The following is a 20,317-nucleotide window of genomic DNA, read 5'->3' on the forward strand; positions in this document are numbered from 1 at the left end:
CTTTTAACCAATTGGTCGTAGGTTCGAATCCTACACGACCCACCACTATCGCAGCGGTTGTGCGGTACTAGGAAGGGGGGCTTGCCAGCCAGATTTCTAGTCTTGCAGCCGTCTGGAGCGAACCTTAGGCTCGCTCCCTTGTGATGTCAATATGAAATAGCCCGCCTTCCAAGGCGGGCTTTTTCGTTTCTGGGCCAGTGAAATCAGCTATTTGGGCGTAGGACAGCGCCGCTGGTGCGACAATGCCGCAGGCGGTCTAGCTGGGTGGAATCCGCGCAGCCAGAGGCCTGGCGCCAGAATTCAAGCACCAGGAGCTGCATCAGATTTTCCCTATGAGGATGTCGCGAGTGGATGCCGGTGATGGCGCTTTGCCATTCGTCGGTTCGTTGCGCTATGGCGAGGCTCTTGCCGCGAAACGCGTAGAGCTTCCTGCTGATCCAGTTCGAGAATAGGGCGTTGTAGCAGTGCTCGACATGATGGTGAAGAGCAAGCTGGGCGTGAACAATTCCTCGGGAGGCAAGGATGGCTCTGTACCTGCTCGGTCGAACTGCAGCTGCATCAGCGCGGCCGCCATCTCCTGGGTAGCAGGATCCGCGAGAACGGCTCGGCCATGTTCGAGCTGCAGCTGCTCTGTCGAGCGCAGCTCTCGCACCTGAGGTTCGCAGGTTCCTGGTGCTCCGGTTTCATCGGCGTGCCGAACCAACTGCAGAGCACCTTGATGCAGGCTGCGTTCGTGCAGTACCTCTCGCATGTGGTCGTAGTCGGCCTCGATGTAGCTCATCGTGGTGGCGATATTCGAGTGGTTCAGCAAGCTCTTCGTTAGGTGGATGTTCCTTTCAGGCTGCTTCATCAAATCGGTGGCTAGCGTGTGCCTGAATCTGTGCGGAGTCATCCTGACGCCGAGCTTGTCGATCAGCTTTTTATACATCGCTTCGACTTGGTCGGAGTTCATCTCTGCGCGTTTGTAATGCGGGGAGAATCTGTTGACGTTGAACAACTGATCCTTCTGCGAGAAGCCGAGCCTCTCGGCCTCGAGCAGGAGGCGTTCAATATGTGGAGCCAGGCCTTCCACAATCGGCACTCGGAATTCACGGTGCGTCTTCTCGGTCTCGCCTCGGACCAGGATCAGCTGGTTGTTCCAGTCGACATCCTGCAGGCGCAGGCAGAGGAGGGCGTTCAGGCGGATCCCGGTGTAGTAGAACATCTCAAAGGTGGCGAGCCAGAACCAGGCCGGGGTGATCCGGCTGCGCTGGTTCGTGCAGTGCTCTTCATCCGCAAGAGACATCAGCCAGCGCCGCGCTCGGTGTATCGCCTCGCCAGCGACGATTTTGCTTGGGCGCTTTGGCGCCACGACAGTGGTCTTCTTGAAGGGATTGACCATCGCCTGAGGCAGGATGCTGTGTTCGATAGCGTAGCCCCACACGGTACGCAGGTGGTTGGAGTATGTATTCCAGCTTCTTTTGGATAGCCCGCCATCGATGACTTTGTTGCGCCAGGCCAGGATCTGCCGGCGCTCAATGGTTGTGACGTCGACTGCCGGCCCGAAGAAGCGCTCTAGCGCCTTCATGGCCGCTTTGTAGATCTTTGCGCTGGCTTCGCGCAGATCGTGGTCGAGGATGTACTCCTCGACCAGTTCGATAGGCTTCATTGCGTGGCTCCGTCAGCTTGAAGGGCCAGGCTCGGGTTGTCGAAAGGGACCTCATTGAAAACTGCATGCGGATCCCGGAGAAGATACCCGCGCAGCTGCTTGGATTTGCGCGGGCCGACTACATCGAAGGTCCAGATGTTCAGGCTCTTCGCGGTCTTTCGGTGCAGCTTCTCTTTCTCAAATGCGCGTTGGACCAGCTGCCAGGACTTCACTCCTTGCGCTGTCGCCTGCCTTTCCAGGTCGGGGTGCTCGAGCACATAGCGTTTGAATATCCCCGGTGTGACGAGCATTGCGGTGCCATCGGCCGTGTGAACGAGGGCCTTGGCATCGTTGATGATGATTCGGTGGGAAGCGATCCCTGCTTTCAGCCAGGCAACGAATCCCTGTCCCAGTGAGTGGCTACTGGTAGGCATTGCAGTCGTGTCTTCTGGTGCAGGAGACCCAGCAGGGGTCTCGGAAGAGTCTTGAGCCTGCTCCTGGTCTTCCATTGGCATGGTTGGAGCGGCCGTTCGGCCGGGGCTATTGTCTAGCTCTTCTGATGGCGCGGTGATATTACCAAATAGTGACAATAATTCGTCTACTTCTGATGGACGGATATTTGACGCATCGTTGGGAGCCGGCTGTAACGTTTTTCTACGGGGTGCCGGCGGAGGGGATTGCTCGCCAGTTACATCGCCTTCGGTAGCAGGCTGGAGTGGTTCGTCAGGGATCCTGCAGGTAGTTTCCTCCGCGGTAGCGGAGCTGCTGTCCTCGTGTTCCAGGGTGAGGCTTCCCACGTAGGGCTCTGGCCGTTCTTTTGCGTCTGGCCAGATCAAGGCGGGCGCGATTTTCAGCATCGTGAAGGTGTTCTTCCAGCCACGCCCGTTGTCGACGGTAGCCTTCCAGATTGCCTTGTCCTGGGAGTTTGTCTGAATAACAGCCTGGTCCTGGAGCATGTTGAAGAATGGGGCATTCGAACTGGGGATTCCCTCAATGCCCTGGGCCAGAAGGTAAGCTCGAAGCTGATCAGCCGCAGGTTTGCTGACGAGCCACAACGCATCCTGGGCCAGCCAGCCATCGGCAGGGCCATCAGGGTGGTTCAGCTTGAATTTCTCACGCACCAGGTAGCGCAGTCCTTCCGCCAGTTGCCGCTGCAGTGACTGTTTGGGCGCTGCCAGCGCGCGGTCGGGATTGCCGCCGAGTTCCTGCGCGACGGAGGCTGAGTCAGCCCTCACGACGATTTCTCCCAGGATGCCAGCGTTCTCGTATTGGCCAGCGAGCAGGTAGATCAGTGGCTTCCAGAGTTCGGGAAATCCGCTGAGCCAGTCCAAGATGCCCTTGTCGAGGATCTGCGCGTAGATGAGTGCGGAGGCAGCTCCGTGCAGCTGGTATTCACGGCCTTTCACATATCTGAAACGGTAAGGCTTGGTGATCGGGCCGTGCCAGGGGTGCCACGTCCCGCCGCCCTGCAGTTCGACGATCACGTCGACGGCGATCTTCCCGAGGTCGTGGATCAACGCCCCGTAGGCCGCTGCTGCAGACCAGGCTTCCGCTTGAGCTGACTGGGACTCCGGCGGAGCTCCGATCGGGAGGAGATAGGTCTGCCTGATCTTCAGGGCGTATGCGACGATTTCCAGGCCGTGATCCAGTAGGCCGCCAAGATGGGCATGGTGGTGATTCTCCGAGGCAGGGAGTAACTGGACCAGTTCGGCGAAGCGCTCGAGCGGTTGTCGGTAGAGGGCGTCATACTGCTGGCGTGACAGCGAAGCGCGGCGCCAGATGTTCTCCAGAAGCTGCTGTCGACGAGGCAGGCTCAAGAGGTCAGAGGCGCGCGCGGGTAAGTGGAAGCCCTGCGGGGAGGCTTCTGACGGTGGCTCAGCGGATTTTGGTTTCCGGCTGAACCAGGCGAGGAGGGGCATGCGGGGCTCCAAGGCATATGCATGGAGCAGGGTTTTCTACCAACTGACAGCGGGTTATCCATAGAAAAGCGTATTCTCCTTTCTCGGTGATTTTGAGGCAAAATGCCATCACCGTGGCCAGTTGAGCTCATGTAAGGAGAGGTTTATGGAACTAACGAAGGATCAGCCGACAAAAGTTTTAATATGCGGTGACAATGGACTACGGCATACGTTGTATGTCAAGAGAGTTCCAGCGTCTGATGGCCGAGCTTGGCAGCTTGTAGATAAAGATACTGGAGCTCCAGTCTATGGCAGTCTTAGCTTTAAAGTTGAAAGGTCTGAGCATATAGAAATGGTTGGGTTTGTCACGATTGAAAATAATGTCGTGTACAATTTGAAAGTATTCCCTGTTGAAACAGGGCTGCGGATTGGTGAGCTAATTAGCTTCTCATAGTAAATAATAGATCCACTCTGAAAAGCCCTTCCCGGCCGGAGGTCGCCCTTTCGGGTAGGGCTTTTACCCTTCTGAACCATTCCATTATCTATTCCAACCCATTTCCCCTTTGGGCCATTTAGCTTGCGGGAACCTGCTGCAGGTGCCTTTCAACCTCCATGGCATCGTGGAGAATGCGGACGATCTCGACGACCTGGTCGTTGCCTAGCCTATAGAAGACGACATGCCGTGGCCTATCTACACGGCCGCTCTGCGACTCGGTGCGGCAGTAGAGTAGGTGCAAGCTGCGCAAGCCTGCTGCTAACTGCTTGCGATCAAGGCTGCCGATTCGCTCAGGCTCTGCAGCAACTGAGACGAAGGCAGCCTGGATTAGCCCTTGGTAGCGACGCCGAGCGTTCTCGCCAAACTTCGCTTGGGTGTATCGGAGGATGTCGATCAGGTCAGTTTGAGCGTCGAGAGATAGGCGAAATGCGGGCGAGCTCACTGCTTCGTGCTCGCCAGCTGGCCCAGTTCTTCCAGGTACTGCTCGAGCTCAGTATCGGATGCAATCTCGACGAACTGGCCGGCATCTAGTTGCATGATGCCGCTTGACGTTGCGTTGCGTAGCGCAACGAGCTTGGCTGACTCTTCCGCCTCGCGCTCGAGGAGCAGACGTAAGCCGGCGCGGACGACTTCGCTGAAATTCTGGTACCGACCTTCGCTCACGAGGTCATCGATGGATTTCTCCATGGGCTGAGGCAGTACGACGTTATGGGTGGCCATGACGATCTCCGGGTAAAGATTGGTATGGCGTTTTATGCCATGATGCTTGCGGAAATGCAAAAAACGGCGTATATCTGATATCACGGTGCCTTCCCGAAGGCGAGGAGAACGACCATGACTGCAGTGACCAAAGGATTTGCCAGCCGCCTTGGCTTCGGTGTTGGACGCACCCTGCGGTTCTTCATGAACGATCGGAAAGTCGGTCTTCGTTGGGTAAAAAGGGCTTTCCTCGTAACGGCGCTGCTGGTGGTTCTTGTGAACTCCTTCAGCTGGCTTCTCGGCTCATTGTTGACTGTTGGCTGTCTTGGTCTTGCTCTGTATGCCTTGGTGAGGGGTGATGCTGACGTCCTCAAAGGTGTCTTTTCTGAAGATAAAGATGCCCCTTACGGTCGCGATGTCTTTGGTCGGGAGCTGGACAGCTGGGGGAACATCGATGGCGAGTATCTGCACAGCAGTGATGACTGATATCTAGCCCTAGAGGGGGCTCTGGCCTGATCTCCAAGGCTAGCTATCTTCAGTTCCCTATTTAAAGGATTTGATTCCGTCTTGGGCGATTCCCCCCGCGTTCTCTCCTGATTTCTTGACGTCCCTAGTGGCGCTCGCCAGGCCATCTAAAGCACCGCTCGCTTTCACTCCGGCCCAACCAATTGCCGCAATCCAGAAGGCAGGAAGTATGAGGAACATTGCCCCCATAACAAAGTTCAAGATGGTATCTTGAGTTGCCGTGTTTATTCCCATCACTGGGTCAAACGATAGATGGGGTGAGCCGGAGCCATACATAGCATCAATAATGGTGCTATCGATCCATCTGGCAAGTTGAAACCAGAAATCAACGAATATCATTGCGAAGAAAATGACTGAGACTGTCATGGCGACTTGTAACTGGTATGAGCCAATTACTAGAACTATAGGGATGCAAATAACCAAGGCCATCTTCAAGAACGCCATGGCCATCGGTAACGCTTGACGAACCATATCCATTCCTGGGAAGTAGGCTAACGAGCCGACTGCTATACCCAAGGTTCCGCCTGCACGTGAGAGTCCGTTCCAGAGTGTCCCTCCTACCTGGCCGCCATAGTCCGTATAGACGTCGCCGTTAACTTGGTTGGATGGTGACACCAACTGTCGAATCAGCGAGTCAGTTACCTCTTCCTGCGATAGCCACTTTGCCCATCCGAGAAACTGGGTCAGAAGGTCCGGATCGACCTGGGCCTTCAGCCGATCGCGCAGGCCGATGCTACTGTCGGACCACCACTGCTTACATTTGGGATAGCCGCCTCCGCCTGTGACCTCCGGCATGCCGGCATCACGCTGAGAATCATAAGGCCACGCAGCCCGGGGCGTCCTCGAGTAATCGGTGTCGTAGTAACCACTGTTGTTCAGGAAGTAGTGCGAACCGATCCAGTTGAGGTCCTGGAGCGCTTTCTTGTCTTCGGCCATCGAGCCTAAGTCTGGCTGCCTCATGAACAGCCGCGCGCGCGAGGGGCCGAAGCAGTCATGGGTGAAGTCCGCCACCTCCTGGGCGAGGAGTGGGTTGTTGATCCGCGTCGAGTCGACATCCATGCGCATCTGGCGAAGGTCTGTGCCACAGGGAATGGCAGCGATAGCGCCGTTCGTGAAGCCCTTGGAGAGCGCGTGCATGAAAGCCCACCAGATTGGGAGCTCCGCGCTCTTGCCAGCTATCGAACTGAATGTGGTGTTCCAGCCGGTGTCAGTTGGCTTCGGCAAGGTGACTTGGCACTGCTGGGCGCGTTCCTGGTCGAACTGGATGGTGTCCAGCCCCACCGACACCGTGGGAATCCCCCCGAGGCAGACCACCACGTATCCGACGTAGATCTGCGTCTCGATGCGGGCGAGGGACAGGACACCCTTGTTGCCTTCGTCGGCCCCTTCCCCACGAACCTTCAGCCATTCCCGGACGATGATGATCAGAAAGGGAAGGGCAAACAGGCCGGTGTCCGAGATCATGTTCCAGATGCCGTTGTTTATGATCCAGCCGACCAGCGTGAGGTAATACTCAAGGTAATCGTTGGTGTAGAGGGTCATAGCAGGTCACCCCAGCTTACCGGGGCTTTGACGAGCTCGATGATCACAGCAAGGAACACTACCAGGAGCTCGATGCGAAGCATGCGGTTCTTTGTTTGGCCATCCTCAAGAGGGGGCATTCGGCTTTTCAACTTCAACCAGAAGGTGGCGAGCATCACGTATAGACAGATCCTCCAGGCCAGCAGCCACAGGTAGTTGTCTTGTCGCCAGTTCAGCCAGAGCTCTACACCGCCCAGGTGGTTGATGACGATCATGCTGAGCACGATGCTCACCAGGACGAGGCCCAAGGTGAACGCCAGACTGATGGCCACCCCCTTGAGCAGTCCGGCCTTTTTGGTGATTTGCTGGTCCATCGGGCTCACTCCTTGGTCGCGGGTTTCTGCAACTGCTGCAGGCGATCGGTTTCAGGAGCTCCAGGAAGCACCGCTCTGGAGTTCTCGGCGCGAGATTGGCCGCGCTCGACGATGGCCATCGGCGAGTTCTTGGCGAGTTGCTGCCTCATATCGAGTTCTGTCTTCAAGTTGGTGATCAGCTGTTGCAACGTGTCCGTGCTTCCGAGAACAGCATCCACCGCTAGCTTGTTCATATTGACGTTGGGTTCCTTGCTGCCGGTGATCAGCATTCGCTGGAGCAGCAGGCTCTTTTCGAGTACGTCCGCAAGGGCGACCTCTGAAGCCAGGCGTTGGGCCAATACCGACTGGTCGCGTTCGTCGCGCAGCGCCATGATTACGCCGCGTGTGACAGGCAAGGAATCGCTGCCAGCATCACGCAATTTCTCAGCAGTGATCGTTGCCCCTGGTTTGAGCAACTCCTGCAGGGCCTGGATTTTGGTCTCGTAGGTTTCCTGAATCAGGGGGGCAAGTCCGACACCAGGCGAAGATGCGCTGGAGCAGTTTTCACAGGTCTGGATCTGCTGCTCACCGAGTACGCGTGTGGCGAACTCTGCGGCTTTGGCCGGGGATTCCCAGGAGCCGCAGACCAGCCCATTGGAGCAGGCATCCTTCGGAATGCTTGAGGTATCGGTTACCGACCGACTGTTGAGCAGGTTGTAGCCAGCTTTGGTTACATCGCTTACAACCCGGATAGGCTGCTGGCCCGAGCCGCCAGCCTGAGATCCTCCAACCCAAGTGACTCCGGAATTGCCGTAAGCGCTCTCGGTCTTCTCCATGACGGCGACGGCGTCGGAGTTTGCAGTCAGTTCCTGGCCCATCTTTTGGCCTTCGGCGACTTTGCCCCACCCCATCTGGTTACCTGCAATGTCGGCCATGCTTTCGGCTAAGGCACGGCAACTGCCCTTCGATCTGTCGTAGTCGAGGCGGGCCTGCAGGATACCGTTAGTGAGCAGGTTGTAGAGGGCCGGATTGGCGCGTTGCAGGATGAGTGCAGGTAGCGATGAAACTGCTCCGGTAGCGTTCTGAATGACGGAGCCCATGATGTTCTGGAAGCCTTGAGTAGCGCCGTTCAGCTGGTTCTCCAGAGTGTTGTTCAGGCTCATGTTTCCGCAGACCAGGTTGTTCTGCCAGCCGGCGCCGACCGTGATGCTCTCCATCTGACCGGCGCTACCCATTGTCACCGCGCTTCCGCCGCCGATGCTGTAAAGCACGTCGTCTCCGATCACGCTGCCCTGCGATTCAACCTTGATGGGGTCAACGGCGAGTGCTGCGGTACTGCTCAAGCTGAGGGCGATTCCAATTGCTTTGGTGATGTGTTTCATATGGTGCTCCAGTGACTGATGCTCATTGGAAATCGGTGCTGCCCAGGAATGTCTGGCCGCGACGCTGACAGCAGGAGTAGGGGCGCCACAGCGCCCAGGCGTAGGCTTCGTCTTCGGCCTGAACTTGCGGACCGCCGTTGGGGAACACCGCGCACGTCGTCGACAGCGTCGGAGTCAGTTCCTGCCACTTGCCAGTGGTGGCGTCGCCCTCGAGGAGCTCGCCGGCGGGCCAGTAGCCTTCCTCTGGTGTGGCTCGGATAGGCATGTACAGATGAGGTTGGCCGTAGCGCGTGGTGACATCGCCTGCTCGCTGAGCGATTACCGCGCCGGCCTTGTGGTCGTCGCTCTGGTGTAGGAAGCCGCTGCGTGGATAGACACTGCCCCAGAGGTCCCCAGAAAGCATTCCGCCGACCTCACGCATCCCCGGAGTGAGCGATTCCGGATAGACCGACTCTGGAATGCCGTATCGCCAGGCAATCGTATCCAGCGTGCTGAGCATGTAGGGCATGAACGGAGTGGTTGCCCCCTTGCATGCGTATCCCGAGGCGCTGGCAAATCGGCTGAAGAGGGAGCCACCTGGGTGGCCGATGACATCTGCCTCCTTGAACTTGATGTTGTTGTTCTCGTTGTTGTGGTTCGTGGTGCCATCGTTACCGGCCTGCGCAGACGCATTGGGCGCGCCGAGCGAACTCATCTCCGTCCAGGGGTTGTCGCCAGTGTTGGCGTAAGCAGAGACCACGACGTCAGGGATGTAGTGACGGACCTTGGTGGAGGTTCTGACCTTACAGCCGTAGGGGGTGCAGAACAGCCAGTAGCAAATCCCAACGACTTTGTACTCGAGGCAGTCGGGAGATAGCGACGAGCTGATGATCGCTGCTGAGTTGATCGCGGCCGACGTGGAAAACGATGCACAGGCAGCGATTGCCGCAGCCAAGAGGCGAATAGGGGAGTTTTTCATCGCGTCTCCCTCGAGTGTTCGATGGCCTGCAGGGCTAGGGCAACATTCGGTTGGCCATACACGACGTATTTGCGGTCGACAACCACTGCAGGCAGCTTCTCGACTCCCACACTCCAGGCATCGGTGAGGCCTTGTTGGGCCTTGATCAGGTCCTGCTGAATACGTGCGCCTTCCGGGCCATTCAGAACTTTCTGCGCAGCTACTGCGGCCATCTGAGGGTTGGCCGGCAGCAGGTGGGAAAGCTGCTCCTCGAGGCGATGCTGTTCATCCAGCTGAATTAGCCGAATTCCGACGCCTGCAGGAAGGTTGACTGGATGCGCTGAGTCGGTGATGACCCAGGTTTCGGCGTGAGAGGTGGCAGAGGCGATCGCTCCGCAGAGCACCGCCACAGCGCGCCACAGGCCGGTCGAGTAGAAGTTGAACATGGTGCTGCACCTGGTAGTTGTTCAGGTGCAGGAGAACGGAACAGAGGGTGACTATGCAGCAGGAAATGAATATCGCGAGGGCGGGAATTTAATCCGTCGCCCTCGGACTCCCAGTAGTAGCTGAGCTCGCTCGTGCTGGCGAGGTTAAGCAGCGCTCTTTTGTTTGGTCGTTGCGGTTATAGCCAGCTCCCGAACGGCGTGGTCTAGGCTCCCGACGTAGCCAGGATACTTCTGCGAGGCTTGAAACGCTCTATAGGCTGCGAACCCGATTAACCCGGCCCCCGCGCCAACAACTAAAAAGTTGAGTACCACCCACCATCCTATGGCGGCGACTACAGCACCGAAGAATGCGAGCGGTTTGGCGTAGGTGTCGGGAGTAAGCCCCAGGCTTGCAGCCAGGTCTTCATTGCTAAGGACCCGTGTGGTGGTACCTGAACTGTGATTGACTACTGCTGCCACAAACAGTTGCTCGGCGTTCGGGCGGCAAGCGCCAATTACGCTGACTGTCTGACCGATACGAAGTGGCAGATTCGCTCCGGCAAGTTGGACAGGTACTTCATTACCTGCTTCATCCTTGATCCAGAACTCATGAATCTCGACGGTCCTTGAGCTGATTCGTGGAGGTGCTACATAGCCGCCGTTGGAGCCAACGTATCCGCCACCCCCATGAGAGCTGATCTGAGTCTCAGATCTCTTGTCAGTAGAGAGAACGACACCAGTACGGGTTTCCAGGTTGACTGTCGCGTTGCTGAAATTGAGCGTTTTCATCCAAGTTCCATCTAGGCCAGGTATTGCAATCTCAATACTATCAAAGAGCTAGTAGTGGCGGCTGCTGATCTACAAGGACGCTGCTGTGCTACCTGGTAAGGCTATCGACCGCGGAAAGCAGTGTTGTGCTGTCTGCCGGGCCTTCGAGCCTAACGGATCGTCCGGTTCTGTTGTCGGTGATCTCCAAGGTGGGGGTAGCTTGGATTCCTTTCTGTTGAGCATCGAAAAACTCCTGCTCTATATGCAGGGCGGTTTCGCTGCTGTTCGCACAGAGCTTCAATTTGGCCTTCGAATTCGCGCTGTCGAGTCCCAGTATCGCGAAGTCACTGGGAATCCCCTGTCCGTTGCTGCCGGTGCGCGCAAGTACCTGATCCACAGCGTTCCAGAAGGAGGCCGTACCGCCGAGTGTGCCTGCGCAATGCACGAGGCGAGCTTCGTGTACTGCTGCAACACCATGTATCTGCAGAGGAAAGTGATGCCATTTGAGGTTCACGTCAGGCTGCTGGCTCACCCAGCGTTTCAGCTGGGGTGTATAGGACCTGCAGTAGGGGCACTCTAGATCCGCATATTCGGTGATCGTCCACCTAGCTGTTGGAGATCCATACAGCCAGGGGCCGTTTGCTGCAGGTGATGACCAAGGCCACCAAACGCCGATGCCGGCGATCACAAGAAGTACCAACTGAATGCTGACTCGCGTAGGCATCGCTGCGGCTCGCCAAGAGCTGATGATGCCGTTCATTGCTCTGGCCCCGAAGGGGGCACTGATGGAATCAAGGACTGCCGGCGAAGAGCCTCGATCAACGCCTCCTGGGCTTTTTCCGGTAAGGGGTGCTGCTGCAGCCACTCGTCTAGGGCGGCCTGGATCTGGGGGCCGATGTCGCGACGATCGACTGCGCGCTCTTTGATCTGCTGCAGCTCATCGATGAGTACGGGAGCACACACCTCAAGCGTCTGCAGGGCTTCTTGCCCAGGATGTTTGAGCAACTGGGTCAGGTTTTCGATCAGGTTCTGGGTCAGGGAATTGAGAACTCTCATGCCTGGCGCTCCACGGCCTTCGCTGTTACAGAAAATGAAATGGGGTAGGGGGTGATGCCGCGCTTTCGATCAAGGTCGGCAGATACCTCCAGGGCCGCACCGAGCTCATCGCACCCGATAGCCTTCATGATGTCGTAGCGCTGCTTCTTTTCTTCCGGCTCGGTCATGGCAAGCGCGAGGTACAGGCTCGGAGGAACCACACGGAAGAGCAGTTCGATGCGCTTGGCCAGAACGACACCTTCGGTGAACTTGCCGTTCTCTTTCCGGGCCGACAGCATCATCGTCTTCTGGGCTGGCGTCAGCTCGCGGAACCGAGCGATCTTCTCGACTTCATCCGGCGGCATGTTCAGGCAGATCCACCACTCGATCATGTTGAGCAGGGCTGAGGCCTCGGGGGGGACGTCGTCGACGTTCTGGGTGGCCATCCAGAACCACGCCCCGAGTTTCCTCCACATCTTCGTAATTTTCACTGCGTAGGGCGACAGTAGCGGGACCTTCAACTGGATGTGGCCTTCGTCGGTGAAGAAGATCAGTGGGCGGCCCTTGAATTGGTCGCGCTCAGCGATGTTGTTCACCGTGTTGAGGAGGGAGATGTAGGAGATGGCCATCTGCGCCTGGTAACCCTCCCGAGCGTAGGTTGCCAGGTCGACGATGGTGATGTCGGCCTCGGGCCAGGGCGTTCCCTCGCGGTTGAACATTTCACCTTCCGTGCCCATGCAGAAGATCTGCATGGCCTCGGCCATTTCCATGAAGCGGTTTCGACGGCTCTCCGGGATGGATTCATCCGCAGCCATGGCTTTCAGGGCATCGCGCACATCTTCGGTCAAGACAACCCGGTTCGCCGTCGAGCATGTCGCCGCGGCGTCCAGGATGCACTGGCGGATCGCGCTGCGGTCCGCACGCGTCATCCTGGCGTCCTCGTTAGGCTCGCCGCCGGTGATCATCAGGCGGGCCGTGATTTCCAGTTCACCGAGGATGTCGCGCTGTTCATCTTCTGTACCGTCCAGAGCGCTGGCCAGGTGCGCGTCGGATGCTTCGAGGTCCTCCGGGTTTAACACCTTCGCCTTGTCGGGGCGTTCCACCAGTTGGATGGCATCGGCAAATGGGGCCAGGCTGACGCCAGAACCTGGAGCGAGGCGGACGCGGTTGACGGTCAAGCCCAGTCGCTTCGCAAACTCGCCCAGCAGGCCGAAGCTATTGCCCGCTTCCACGACAAACAGGCGCGGCCGGTAGACTGCCGTGATCTGGCAGAGGATGTTGGTGGCTGTGGCTGATTTACCGGCACCAGTCGGGCCGAACAGGAACAAGTGAGCGTTCATCTGCCGGTCGAGGCGGTTCAAGGGGTCGAAGGTGAGGGGCGCGCCGCCTCGGTTGAACAGCGTGATGCCGGGACGCCCAGTACCAGTGGAACGCCCCCAGATAGGGGCGAGGTTCGCGATGTGCTGGACGAACATCATCTGCACGTACCAGTCCATGGCTCGCGACTCGTTCGGGTCGAAATTGCAGGGTAGCCAGCGCAGGTAGCTGTTGAGCGGTGCGACTTCGTCCTGAGGCTGGACCGGTAGCATGCCGGCGCCCAGAAGGGCGTTGTTCAACTGGGTGGTCCGGGTCTCCAGTTGAGCCCTGTCGGCGCCGCGCAGGTAAAAGGCGACGCTGGCTCGATACATCTTGTGCTTACGCCCAAGGAGTTTTCGGGCCTCTTCAACGTCGGCGCGAGTGTGGGCGGAGGCTTGGGTGTCGCCTACGGCCTTCTTCGACAGCTGTTCCAGGTGCCCTTCCAGCAAGTCCTGTGGCGTGGCCACCATGGTGATGCAGAGGATCGTGTCCTCGGGCAGCCGGTCGAAAAGGGAGTTGAGTGCGTCAGCCTTCTTCGTCTCGCCGGTCAGGTGTCCGGTTTTCGGGGCATCGCGCAGGCGATCGAGCATGACCACTCGATGCGGCATGCCGTCGAATGACCAGAGCCCGGCTTCAATTTGGGACAAGGGTTCCCTGAAGAACAGGTTCTGGGCGAAGTCGGTCCCGCTGGCCAGTGGCAACTCGTCCTCGGGAAGATCATCTGGACGCTGGCAGACCAGCTCATAGAAGCGCCTGATGTCTGTGTCGCTGGTACCGAGATGATCGGGATGAGGGTTGAACCAGTGGATCAGCCATTGGCGGATGGCATGGCCATCCATACGTTTAGCGATCACGCCGGCGTTGGCCAGGGCTCCCTCCAGGCGGTCGCAGATAACAGCCAGGTAGGGGCCGGGAGCCTGGCCGCGCACGACGCTATCCTGTTTGGCGACCCGCCGATACACGACCAGGCGAACCCTACGATTTTGGCCGCGCCAAGGCAGTTTGCTGACGGCCGTATCCTCGAACAGTCCTCCGGGCTTGGAGATCGATTCCAGGTGCCGTTTGAACAGCGACCTATACAGCTCGGTGAATTCGCTGCCAGCTGCACTGGGCTTGATGTAGGACCGCAGGGTTTCCTGGTACTCGTCCCAGCTCGTTTCGTCCTGGGCGTATAGCTGCAGTACCCAAGGCGAGCTTTCCAGCTCTTCGAAACAGTCCTGCAGGGCGTTTTCCAGAGCATCACGCGCCGAGCGCAGCCACGCAGAGTCGCGGCCCTCGGTGCCGATCGGGGTTAGCTCGAAGAAGGCTGCCTGTGAGCGGCCGTCCTCGAGGAGCATCGCTTTCTCGGCCGACAGAAACTCCACCCACGGCAGCAGGTCCACAAAGGATGGAGCCACATCGTACATGCGGGCTACGTCAGCATCGGTGGCTGGTTTTTCCTTCGGATTGCGCCAGTCGTTTGGGAGCGGAATGCCGAGGTTGGCAAGGCGCTCCAGATGGCGTTCGGTCGCTGCTTCAATTTCACCTGGGTCAGCAGGTGCTGGCTGCGGGTCTTGCTCTTGGGTCGAGAGATACTCGTCGGAGTGATTGTCGAGTTCGACAACGGGCTCGACCGTCTCTGCCCGGGCTCGTCCACGGAGACGTTCAAAAAGGCCCATCAATATTCCTCCGTTCTTTCGCCAGGCATCGCGTACTGCACCCTTTGGTAAAGCGGGAAGACCGTGGTGTAACCGGGGACCGGTGCTGGATCAGATCCTGCGAGGTGTGGGAACACGTACATGACCAGGTCAGGGTTCGGCAGACGTTTGAACTGGCTGTAGATCTCGTTCTGCGCAGTGCGGGTGAACTCGTCATTGTCGTTCGTGGCTGCTGCCTGCCTTACGTCGATTGGGCGGCGGAGCTCCTGCCGCGCATCCAGCAGCAATCTGCTGCTGGAGCTGCCGCTGCTCCCGGTTGTCCCCTGCTGCCATACATCCATCATGCTGGTATCACCATGGGGGAGCAGCTCGTCCTTGTTGGTTGAGCAGCCACTGCAGAGCATGGCCAGCGCAAGCCAGGCGGTAACGGCTGCCCGGCGCTCAGTCAAGATTTGCGGAAACATGCGAAGCTCCAGCGGTGTAGTCGACCTTGCGGCCCTTGATCTCGTAGTCGATCGCCAGTTGCTGATCGAGATGGACGGACACCTTCGCCCCGGGCGGAACGTAGACAGCGGCGAACGCCTCCCCGTACAGCTTGTTCATCCAGGACCGGATATCGCTCACCCCCCCCGACAGGATGCTGCCGATGGCGGAGTTCCCTGAGGTGCCGGTGGTACCGAACGATGTGCCGTTGCTGCTGAACACCGCGGAACTGCTGCTGTCGTCCGCTTTCAGCAGTTTGGCGACGCCGGCGCCGGCGGCAGTGACCAGCGATTGGTTGGTCAGGTATTCCTTGGCGTTGGAGCGGCGATCGCCGGAGATGCAGGGGATGCCATAAGGGTCGCTGATCCAGCCAAGGCCGCCCTGGATGGACTGCTGACCATTTCCACTGCTGGCCTGGTTGTTGTTCTGGGTGCCGTTCGCCTCCTCGGCCGGAGCGGGGAAGGTCCGCACTGTCCCATCGTTGAATACGAAGGTGAGGCTGCGGATCTGACCGCGCACGCAAGACAGCGTCCAATCGCCGGAAGCAGTACCGGTGGCCACCGCGCCGGCGACGTCGGGCAGCTCGATGCCATTGGCGGTCAGGTTGTCCGGGCCGATCAGTACCTTGAACGGGTATGGATCGTTCACGGTACCGTCGATCGGAACCCTGCCGATCAGCGCAGACATGGCCACCGATCCCATCAGCGTTGAGTTTTGAGGCAGCGTGTACGTCTTCCGGACCTGCTTACGGGCGTCTTGCGGCGATATTTCGCCACCAACGCTGTGAGCGCTGTTGTTGAGGATGTTCTGTCCTCGGTCGGCAGCCTGGCCGAAGCTCGACGGGAAGCTGAAGCTACTGGCGGATTGTCCTGAGCCAGTGGTGAGCGGCTTGCCGCTGGCATCCAAAGCCGTAGCATCCTGGGGTTCAATCCAAACCATGTCCTGTTTGGAGCTGGCGTTGTGCTGGAATGCTTGGCCATCGCCTGGCTGGACGCCGAAGCCGATCGGCAGGTCGCTGCCTGTAGAGTTGGCACTTTCCATTCCAGACTCGCGCTTGGAAAGGGTATCCATCTGCTTCTGCAGCTTGTCGAGGATGCCTTGGCTCTGTTCCTGGGAGTGCTGTTGCAGTTGCTGTTGGGCGGCGTTGAGGCGTTGATCCACGGTCTGGTTGATGTTGCCCAGGCGGGCCTGCAGCTCCTCGTTCTGTCGTTTGAGCTCGCCGTTATCCTTCAGGGCTTGTGTCATCTGGTCCTTCAGCTGCCGACTTTCCGCGACAACTGTACGAAGGGTGTCACTGGGCGTGTCGCCGTCGACACCCAGCGCCTTGGCCTGGCCAGAGCCGATCTTGGGCTTTTCCTCGGGCGTGGCGTCATCGCCTTTGTGTTTGGTAAGGCTCGTGAGTATCACGATGACGAATATGCCGAAGGGGACGGCCAGCCACTTCAGGAGGGGATTACCTTTCAGAGTTGCTGCCACGCTGGCCTCCTTTCGGATCTACCTGGCTGATGGATGCAGGCAACAACGACTCGCGGAGCCCCTTGCCCTGGGTGACCAGGTAGACGGTTGTGGTGTCCGTCGCGTTGCCCCGCGCACCGAGGTAGGGGTGTTGGAAGGTGGCCGCAACGAAGTTGCCCATCAGGTCGCGAGGATCCAGCTTGAGCTGTTGCGAGCTGGTGTTGCGCAGCTTGACTGCGGTCACGTAGAAGCCATCCAGCTTCCAGGCGCCCAGCGCACTTGCTTCCAGCGGCTGTACCGGCAGCAGTGTGCTCAGGTCAATTCGCCGATCGATGCGCACCTGGGCAATACCCGCAACAGGTTCAACAGTACGCAGCGGGGCATACAGCATTTGGGCCGCGTACCGGGTGAGCACTACTGGGGAGGGGGTTTCATGCTGCGGCGCCGGGGGCGCATCCTCTTCTGGCTGCCCAGTAGTAGTGGTCGCTGCTGTGCTTTGGGGTTTGGTGTTGGGCGATTGGCCATAACGGGTTGGCGTCGTATCTCCAGCGACAATCTTCACAGGCTCCAGTGCAGGTTGACCGTCCTGTGCCGCGGTGGCCGCGATGTCCACCAGCACGATTTCGCCGTTGGCGACGTTCTGCAGCTGCAGGCGAGAGGGAGCGATGGTCTCGTTGGCGAGCAGGTAGATGGCGCCGCCCGTACTCTGCACTCGAAGCTTCCCGACCAGCTCAGGTTTCATACCCACCCGCACGTTTTGGTCGACGAACACGATCCGCTCCTGGCCGACACGCAGGGGCACCGCGAGGGGGATGCGCTCCCATTGCAGTATCTCGACCGCCTGCGCATTGGCAGCAATTAAGAAGGACAGGGCACCGCCCCAGCGAAGCATGATCTTCATTGCTGGCCACCTGGTCCGGTAATGTCGTTGTCAACCTCGATCCGCACCGGATTGCTGGTGTAGCAGTCCCACTGCAGGCCGAAGGGGTTGCGTTCGGGGTCAAGGTCCGCACGAACGATATGGAGGGGATAGCGCGATAGCGCGCGCTTTACGCGCTCTCCCCCGTAGTGCTCATCGGCTGCAATGTCGAGGTTCACGGTCCAATCGTTAATGGTCTGGACGATGGTGTGCTGCTCATTTTTGTCATCTACACCGCGACCAGGGATTTCAAAGACACCGCGCTCGCGCTTGCGAAGTTCGCCCGCGTTGCGACGTAGCTCGAAGTCTTTCTGCAGGTAGGTCTTACAACCGGGAGTAAGGTAGGCATCCAGTCGGTCGATGTTGGCCTGGTAGTCCACTTCGCCATCACTCGGCCAGCGGTTCATCTGCTGGAAGATGTACAAGGCAAAGCTGTAGACGCTCTCCGGCGGTACATCCCACCACTTACGAGTGCTACCCGAGCGCAGATCCGGAGGGACGTGCACGGTCAGGTCCTTCGGTGCTTTCCACCACCCGTATGCGAGTGCCAGGCACACGATGGTCATGAATCCCAGGGCCAGGCGCAGGCTCAGGATGTGCGCCTGCTGGGCGTCCACCTTCTTGCGAAAACTCATGGTTACTCCGTGCGGTGACAGGTCCACGCGCCGGAGCGCGTGATCAGCCCGCTGTCACCCCAGAATGGGGCGTATTGGGCAATGTAGAGTTGCACCTGGCGGTAGAACCAGGTGTCGGGTCGGTTGCGCTTCATCTTCCGCAGGATGCGGCTTGCGACGGTCAGCCCCAACACCCCGCCTGCTAGGGCACCAGCGATGATCAGTGCCAAGTTGCCGGACAGAATCGCGACAGGGATTCCCAAGGCAAAGCCGACCGCACCGCTGAGGAAGACGGTGCCCCACATCTCATCGGCAGTCAGACCGCCCATGATCACGGGCTGTCTGTTGAGATTGGTGGGAAGGAACTTGAGGGTCCCGTCGTCAAGGTGTTGGTCGTCGGCCATGGTTGCAAACCTTCCTCAGAGGATGCCGGTCGCTTTTGTGACCATGAAGATGCCGACACAGATGATGCCGATGCCCACAACGGCGGTAGCGCCCAGATCCCGCCACTTTTTCTTACCGTCGTGAATGTCGTGGTAGACGCCATAGGCGTGCCAGGAGACGCCTAGGATCATCGCACCGAGAATGATCAGGCCCAGCAGCATGAACCCGTCGTAGCCATAGTTCTGGATGGTCTGCAGCCAGTTCGAACCTTCCCCCCGACTGGGGGCTTGGGCCTGCGGAAGGGCCGCGTTGGCGAGCCCGGGCAAACTCAGCAGGATCATGCTGAGGGTGAGTGCACGGGAATAGGGCAGCTTGGACATTGGTGTACTCCGTGAGTTAGCTGAGGACAAAGAAGGTGAGAATCATGAGAAGCAAGATCAGGCGGATGGCCGATGATCCGGCTATTGAGCGGTCGAGGTTCTTGGTCGCCCAGCCGCGCCAGATGCTGTAGGCCGCCCAAGCGCCCCACAGCATCGCCAGTGCGACCAGTGCTCCGACGAACAGGGTTGTTGTTGCCTGGGGTGTGAAGCCGCTGGCGGCTTTAAATGCCGCGGACTGCGAGGCGCTCATGCTCATGGCATACGGCCTTCCGTCAGGGTGTAGTTGCCGGTGAGTTCGGCCGGATCTCGGGGCTGGGCGCGACTGGGGGTGAGGTAGTCCTGCAGGCCCTGGCGAATACGCTGGATATCGCTTGCCAGGCGCTCGTAGTCGAAGTAGTAGCGCTGCCCAGGCTCATCGGCGACATGCGCGCTGCGCCTGGACGAGTCCTCGAGGGCATTCAGCTGGCGTATCATGACCTCGATGTTTGCCTGCTCGGACGCACTGGCGGCGTCCGCCAGCTGCGGGAAGCAGATCCACCCGATGATGGCGATGAGCCCGTACTGGGCGATTCGGCTGAGAGATGCGGAGGAAGGGCGGCGAAGGTTCACGGCTACGCTCTGACAAGTCGGTTGATGCCAGCTTGCCGGCACCAACCCCTTGCTCGCCGCAAGAAATAGTTACTGGGTTCGCGCGGATTTTCTCGAGCCCGTCACGACTGCGTTTCGCGTTTGAAAAACAGCAGGTAGCCCACCGGCATAGCGAAGCCATATGCCCACCCCTGGGCGTTCTGGTTACCGATTCTTGTCTCGCCGCGGCAAATAGACTGCACGCTCACCAATTCCCAGCCGTCAGTCCCCTGCGGCCCGAGGAGCGCCTGGAATGTGTCGTGCTGCAATAGCTGGACAAGGTCGGGCTCGAGCGTGACCTCGGTCGATTTGAACAGCACTCCGCTTGTTTGGGTCTTGAAAGGAATGGAGACCTGCTCGATGCGGTGCTCAAAGCGCTTAGAATTCATGATGTGCTCCAGCTGGAATAAAGGCTCCAGATATCGGGCTCCGGTGGCCGGAAGCACAATCAGAAATACTCAGCAGCACCTGCATGGATTTTCGGGCCGGAGCTCAGGCCCTCTGTTGATGGGCTTCTGGAGCAAAGCTTCGACGTCTTGCTCCATAATCGCCAGGACTAAGCTGATGATGGCGAGGAGCCGCGTGACGCGGGTCGCCAGCACATAGAGCAGGTTGTGCTCGTTGTCGCGCCGCCAATTCCAAGGAGCTGTTGTAGCGAAGGTAAAGAATGCGGAGCGCAGGGTGATGGTGCGCATAGCCAACTGCGTGATTGCACTGACTTGCCCCCAACTTCACTCATCCTGACCAAACATTTGCATTTGTGCTGACCACCGTTTTGCCCGACTTGACCAGCCAC

At 58.8% G+C, this 20,317-nt stretch carries 25 protein-coding genes; 2 read left to right on the top strand and 23 right to left on the bottom strand.

Going from position 1 to position 20,317, the window contains the following annotated elements:
- Positions 1-391 precede the first annotated feature (391 nt).
- Together xerC and mobH are read right to left on the bottom strand one after the other, a co-directional pair.
- Positions 392-1,648 carry a site-specific integrase gene (gene xerC, locus FG99_RS29900; RefSeq protein WP_043273869.1) on the bottom strand — a complete coding sequence of 419 codons (1,257 nt, stop codon included), beginning with the start codon at positions 1,646-1,648 and terminating at the stop codon, positions 392-394.
- On the bottom strand, positions 1,645-3,546 hold the full coding sequence (gene mobH, locus FG99_RS29905; protein WP_141678357.1) for a MobH family relaxase: 1,902 nt from the start codon (positions 3,544-3,546) through the stop codon (positions 1,645-1,647). Before mobH ends, xerC begins: the two co-directional genes overlap by 4 nt.
- A 145-nt stretch (positions 3,547-3,691) precedes the next feature.
- On the opposite strand from mobH, the gene FG99_RS32365 reads away from it, so the two are divergent.
- Positions 3,692-3,979: a hypothetical protein gene (locus FG99_RS32365; protein WP_141678358.1), complete on the top strand. Its 288-nt coding sequence runs from the start codon at positions 3,692-3,694 to the stop codon at positions 3,977-3,979.
- Between the two features lie 118 nt (positions 3,980-4,097).
- Here the strand turns inward: FG99_RS32365 and FG99_RS29910 are convergent, their stop codons facing one another.
- Positions 4,098-4,463: a type II toxin-antitoxin system RelE/ParE family toxin gene (locus FG99_RS29910; RefSeq protein WP_043273871.1), complete on the bottom strand. Its 366-nt coding sequence runs from the start codon at positions 4,461-4,463 to the stop codon at positions 4,098-4,100.
- The gene (locus FG99_RS29915; RefSeq protein ID WP_043273872.1) at positions 4,460-4,741 is read right to left on the bottom strand and encodes a type II toxin-antitoxin system ParD family antitoxin; all 282 of its coding nucleotides are present in this window, start codon (positions 4,739-4,741) and stop codon (positions 4,460-4,462) included. The genes FG99_RS29910 and FG99_RS29915 overlap by 4 nt, the downstream gene beginning before the upstream one ends.
- Positions 4,742-4,855: 114 nt before the next feature.
- Between FG99_RS29915 and FG99_RS29920 the strand changes: the two genes are divergently transcribed.
- Entirely contained in the window at positions 4,856-5,206 is a 351-nt protein-coding gene (locus tag FG99_RS29920; RefSeq protein WP_043273874.1) for a hypothetical protein, read from the top strand.
- A 57-nt stretch (positions 5,207-5,263) separates the two neighbouring features.
- Here FG99_RS29920 and FG99_RS29925 read toward each other — a convergent pair whose 3' ends face one another.
- From FG99_RS29925 to FG99_RS30010, 19 genes are all read right to left on the bottom strand, one after another.
- A complete protein-coding gene (locus FG99_RS29925; RefSeq protein ID WP_043273875.1) occupies positions 5,264-6,787 on the bottom strand; it encodes a conjugal transfer protein TraG N-terminal domain-containing protein in 1,524 nt (507 codons plus the stop codon).
- Positions 6,784-7,140, bottom strand: a complete 357-nt coding sequence (locus FG99_RS29930; protein WP_043273876.1) for a hypothetical protein — start codon at positions 7,138-7,140, stop codon at positions 6,784-6,786. Before FG99_RS29930 ends, FG99_RS29925 begins: the two co-directional genes overlap by 4 nt.
- 5 nt (positions 7,141-7,145) lie before the next feature.
- Positions 7,146-8,501 carry an integrating conjugative element protein gene (locus FG99_RS29935; protein WP_043273877.1) on the bottom strand — a complete coding sequence of 452 codons (1,356 nt, stop codon included), beginning with the start codon at positions 8,499-8,501 and terminating at the stop codon, positions 7,146-7,148.
- 22 nt (positions 8,502-8,523) lie between these two features.
- Complete coding sequence (locus FG99_RS29940; protein ID WP_043273878.1) at positions 8,524-9,459, bottom strand: TIGR03756 family integrating conjugative element protein; 936 nt, start codon at positions 9,457-9,459, stop codon at positions 8,524-8,526.
- Positions 9,456-9,884, bottom strand: coding sequence for a TIGR03757 family integrating conjugative element protein (locus tag FG99_RS29945; RefSeq protein WP_051879419.1), 429 nt, complete (start codon positions 9,882-9,884; stop codon positions 9,456-9,458). Before FG99_RS29945 ends, FG99_RS29940 begins: the two co-directional genes overlap by 4 nt.
- A gap of 144 nt (positions 9,885-10,028) precedes the next feature.
- The gene (locus FG99_RS32370) at positions 10,029-10,652 is read right to left on the bottom strand and encodes a hypothetical protein (RefSeq protein ID WP_141678359.1); all 624 of its coding nucleotides are present in this window, start codon (positions 10,650-10,652) and stop codon (positions 10,029-10,031) included.
- Positions 10,653-10,740: 88 nt separating this feature from the next.
- The gene (locus FG99_RS29950; protein WP_043273879.1) at positions 10,741-11,391 is read right to left on the bottom strand and encodes a DsbA family protein; all 651 of its coding nucleotides are present in this window, start codon (positions 11,389-11,391) and stop codon (positions 10,741-10,743) included.
- Entirely contained in the window at positions 11,388-11,687 is a 300-nt protein-coding gene (locus FG99_RS29955; protein WP_043273880.1) for a hypothetical protein, read from the bottom strand. The genes FG99_RS29950 and FG99_RS29955 overlap by 4 nt, the downstream gene beginning before the upstream one ends.
- A complete protein-coding gene (locus FG99_RS29960) occupies positions 11,684-14,680 on the bottom strand; it encodes a conjugative transfer ATPase (protein WP_043273881.1) in 2,997 nt (998 codons plus the stop codon). The genes FG99_RS29955 and FG99_RS29960 overlap by 4 nt, the downstream gene beginning before the upstream one ends.
- Complete coding sequence (locus FG99_RS29965) at positions 14,680-15,063, bottom strand: TIGR03751 family conjugal transfer lipoprotein (protein ID WP_371263892.1); 384 nt, start codon at positions 15,061-15,063, stop codon at positions 14,680-14,682. The genes FG99_RS29960 and FG99_RS29965 overlap by 1 nt, the downstream gene beginning before the upstream one ends.
- A 37-nt stretch (positions 15,064-15,100) precedes the next feature.
- Positions 15,101-16,606 carry a TIGR03752 family integrating conjugative element protein gene (locus FG99_RS29970; RefSeq protein WP_043274005.1) on the bottom strand — a complete coding sequence of 502 codons (1,506 nt, stop codon included), beginning with the start codon at positions 16,604-16,606 and terminating at the stop codon, positions 15,101-15,103.
- A complete protein-coding gene (locus FG99_RS29975) occupies positions 16,596-17,489 on the bottom strand; it encodes a TIGR03749 family integrating conjugative element protein (protein WP_371263893.1) in 894 nt (297 codons plus the stop codon). The genes FG99_RS29970 and FG99_RS29975 overlap by 11 nt, the downstream gene beginning before the upstream one ends.
- A 5-nt stretch (positions 17,490-17,494) precedes the next feature.
- Positions 17,495-18,151 (bottom strand): PFL_4703 family integrating conjugative element protein, encoded by a 657-nt coding sequence (locus FG99_RS29980; protein WP_043273884.1) that lies wholly within the window; start codon positions 18,149-18,151, stop codon positions 17,495-17,497.
- 2 nt (positions 18,152-18,153) lie between these two features.
- Complete coding sequence (locus FG99_RS29985) at positions 18,154-18,534, bottom strand: TIGR03750 family conjugal transfer protein (RefSeq protein WP_043273885.1); 381 nt, start codon at positions 18,532-18,534, stop codon at positions 18,154-18,156.
- Between the two features lie 15 nt (positions 18,535-18,549).
- The gene (locus tag FG99_RS29990) at positions 18,550-18,894 is read right to left on the bottom strand and encodes a TIGR03745 family integrating conjugative element membrane protein (protein ID WP_051879421.1); all 345 of its coding nucleotides are present in this window, start codon (positions 18,892-18,894) and stop codon (positions 18,550-18,552) included.
- A 16-nt stretch (positions 18,895-18,910) separates the two neighbouring features.
- On the bottom strand, positions 18,911-19,150 hold the full coding sequence (locus FG99_RS29995; protein ID WP_043273886.1) for a TIGR03758 family integrating conjugative element protein: 240 nt from the start codon (positions 19,148-19,150) through the stop codon (positions 18,911-18,913).
- On the bottom strand, positions 19,147-19,503 hold the full coding sequence (locus tag FG99_RS30000) for an integrative conjugative element protein, RAQPRD family (RefSeq protein ID WP_043273887.1): 357 nt from the start codon (positions 19,501-19,503) through the stop codon (positions 19,147-19,149). Before FG99_RS30000 ends, FG99_RS29995 begins: the two co-directional genes overlap by 4 nt.
- Before the next feature lie 101 nt (positions 19,504-19,604).
- A complete protein-coding gene (locus FG99_RS30005) occupies positions 19,605-19,910 on the bottom strand; it encodes a hypothetical protein (protein WP_043273888.1) in 306 nt (101 codons plus the stop codon).
- A gap of 69 nt (positions 19,911-19,979) precedes the next feature.
- Positions 19,980-20,216, bottom strand: a complete 237-nt coding sequence (locus FG99_RS30010; RefSeq protein ID WP_043273889.1) for a hypothetical protein — start codon at positions 20,214-20,216, stop codon at positions 19,980-19,982.
- Positions 20,217-20,317 lie beyond the last annotated feature (101 nt).

The organism is Pseudomonas sp. AAC, from assembly GCF_000725445.1.
Classification (GTDB): Bacteria; Pseudomonadota; Gammaproteobacteria; order Pseudomonadales; family Pseudomonadaceae; genus Pseudomonas; species Pseudomonas citronellolis.

Excerpts from the sequence above, each read along its gene's own strand:
- xerC (WP_043273869.1), bottom strand. The coding sequence starts at position 1,648 with ATGAAGCCTATCGAACTGGTCGAGGAGTACATCCTCGACCACGATCTG.
- mobH (WP_141678357.1), bottom strand. The coding sequence starts at position 3,546 with ATGCCCCTCCTCGCCTGGTTCAGCCGGAAACCAAAATCCGCTGAGCCA.
- FG99_RS32365 (WP_141678358.1), top strand. The coding sequence starts at position 3,692 with ATGGAACTAACGAAGGATCAGCCGACAAAAGTTTTAATATGCGGTGAC.
- FG99_RS29915 (WP_043273872.1), bottom strand. The coding sequence starts at position 4,741 with ATGGCCACCCATAACGTCGTACTGCCTCAGCCCATGGAGAAATCCATC.
- FG99_RS29920 (WP_043273874.1), top strand. The coding sequence starts at position 4,856 with ATGACTGCAGTGACCAAAGGATTTGCCAGCCGCCTTGGCTTCGGTGTT.
- FG99_RS29925 (WP_043273875.1), bottom strand. The coding sequence starts at position 6,787 with ATGACCCTCTACACCAACGATTACCTTGAGTATTACCTCACGCTGGTC.
- FG99_RS29930 (WP_043273876.1), bottom strand. The coding sequence starts at position 7,140 with ATGGACCAGCAAATCACCAAAAAGGCCGGACTGCTCAAGGGGGTGGCC.
- FG99_RS29935 (WP_043273877.1), bottom strand. The coding sequence starts at position 8,501 with ATGAAACACATCACCAAAGCAATTGGAATCGCCCTCAGCTTGAGCAGT.
- FG99_RS29940 (WP_043273878.1), bottom strand. The coding sequence starts at position 9,459 with ATGAAAAACTCCCCTATTCGCCTCTTGGCTGCGGCAATCGCTGCCTGT.
- FG99_RS29945 (WP_051879419.1), bottom strand. The coding sequence starts at position 9,884 with ATGTTCAACTTCTACTCGACCGGCCTGTGGCGCGCTGTGGCGGTGCTC.
- FG99_RS32370 (WP_141678359.1), bottom strand. The coding sequence starts at position 10,652 with ATGAAAACGCTCAATTTCAGCAACGCGACAGTCAACCTGGAAACCCGT.
- FG99_RS29950 (WP_043273879.1), bottom strand. The coding sequence starts at position 11,391 with ATGAACGGCATCATCAGCTCTTGGCGAGCCGCAGCGATGCCTACGCGA.
- FG99_RS29955 (WP_043273880.1), bottom strand. The coding sequence starts at position 11,687 with ATGAGAGTTCTCAATTCCCTGACCCAGAACCTGATCGAAAACCTGACC.
- FG99_RS29960 (WP_043273881.1), bottom strand. The coding sequence starts at position 14,680 with ATGGGCCTTTTTGAACGTCTCCGTGGACGAGCCCGGGCAGAGACGGTC.
- FG99_RS29965 (WP_371263892.1), bottom strand. The coding sequence starts at position 15,063 with ATGCTCTGCAGTGGCTGCTCAACCAACAAGGACGAGCTGCTCCCCCAT.
- FG99_RS29975 (WP_371263893.1), bottom strand. The coding sequence starts at position 17,489 with ATGCTTCGCTGGGGCGGTGCCCTGTCCTTCTTAATTGCTGCCAATGCG.
- FG99_RS29980 (WP_043273884.1), bottom strand. The coding sequence starts at position 18,151 with ATGAGTTTTCGCAAGAAGGTGGACGCCCAGCAGGCGCACATCCTGAGC.
- FG99_RS29985 (WP_043273885.1), bottom strand. The coding sequence starts at position 18,534 with ATGGCCGACGACCAACACCTTGACGACGGGACCCTCAAGTTCCTTCCC.
- FG99_RS29990 (WP_051879421.1), bottom strand. The coding sequence starts at position 18,894 with ATGTCCAAGCTGCCCTATTCCCGTGCACTCACCCTCAGCATGATCCTG.
- FG99_RS29995 (WP_043273886.1), bottom strand. The coding sequence starts at position 19,150 with ATGAGCATGAGCGCCTCGCAGTCCGCGGCATTTAAAGCCGCCAGCGGC.
- FG99_RS30005 (WP_043273888.1), bottom strand. The coding sequence starts at position 19,910 with ATGAATTCTAAGCGCTTTGAGCACCGCATCGAGCAGGTCTCCATTCCT.
- FG99_RS30010 (WP_043273889.1), bottom strand. The coding sequence starts at position 20,216 with ATGCGCACCATCACCCTGCGCTCCGCATTCTTTACCTTCGCTACAACA.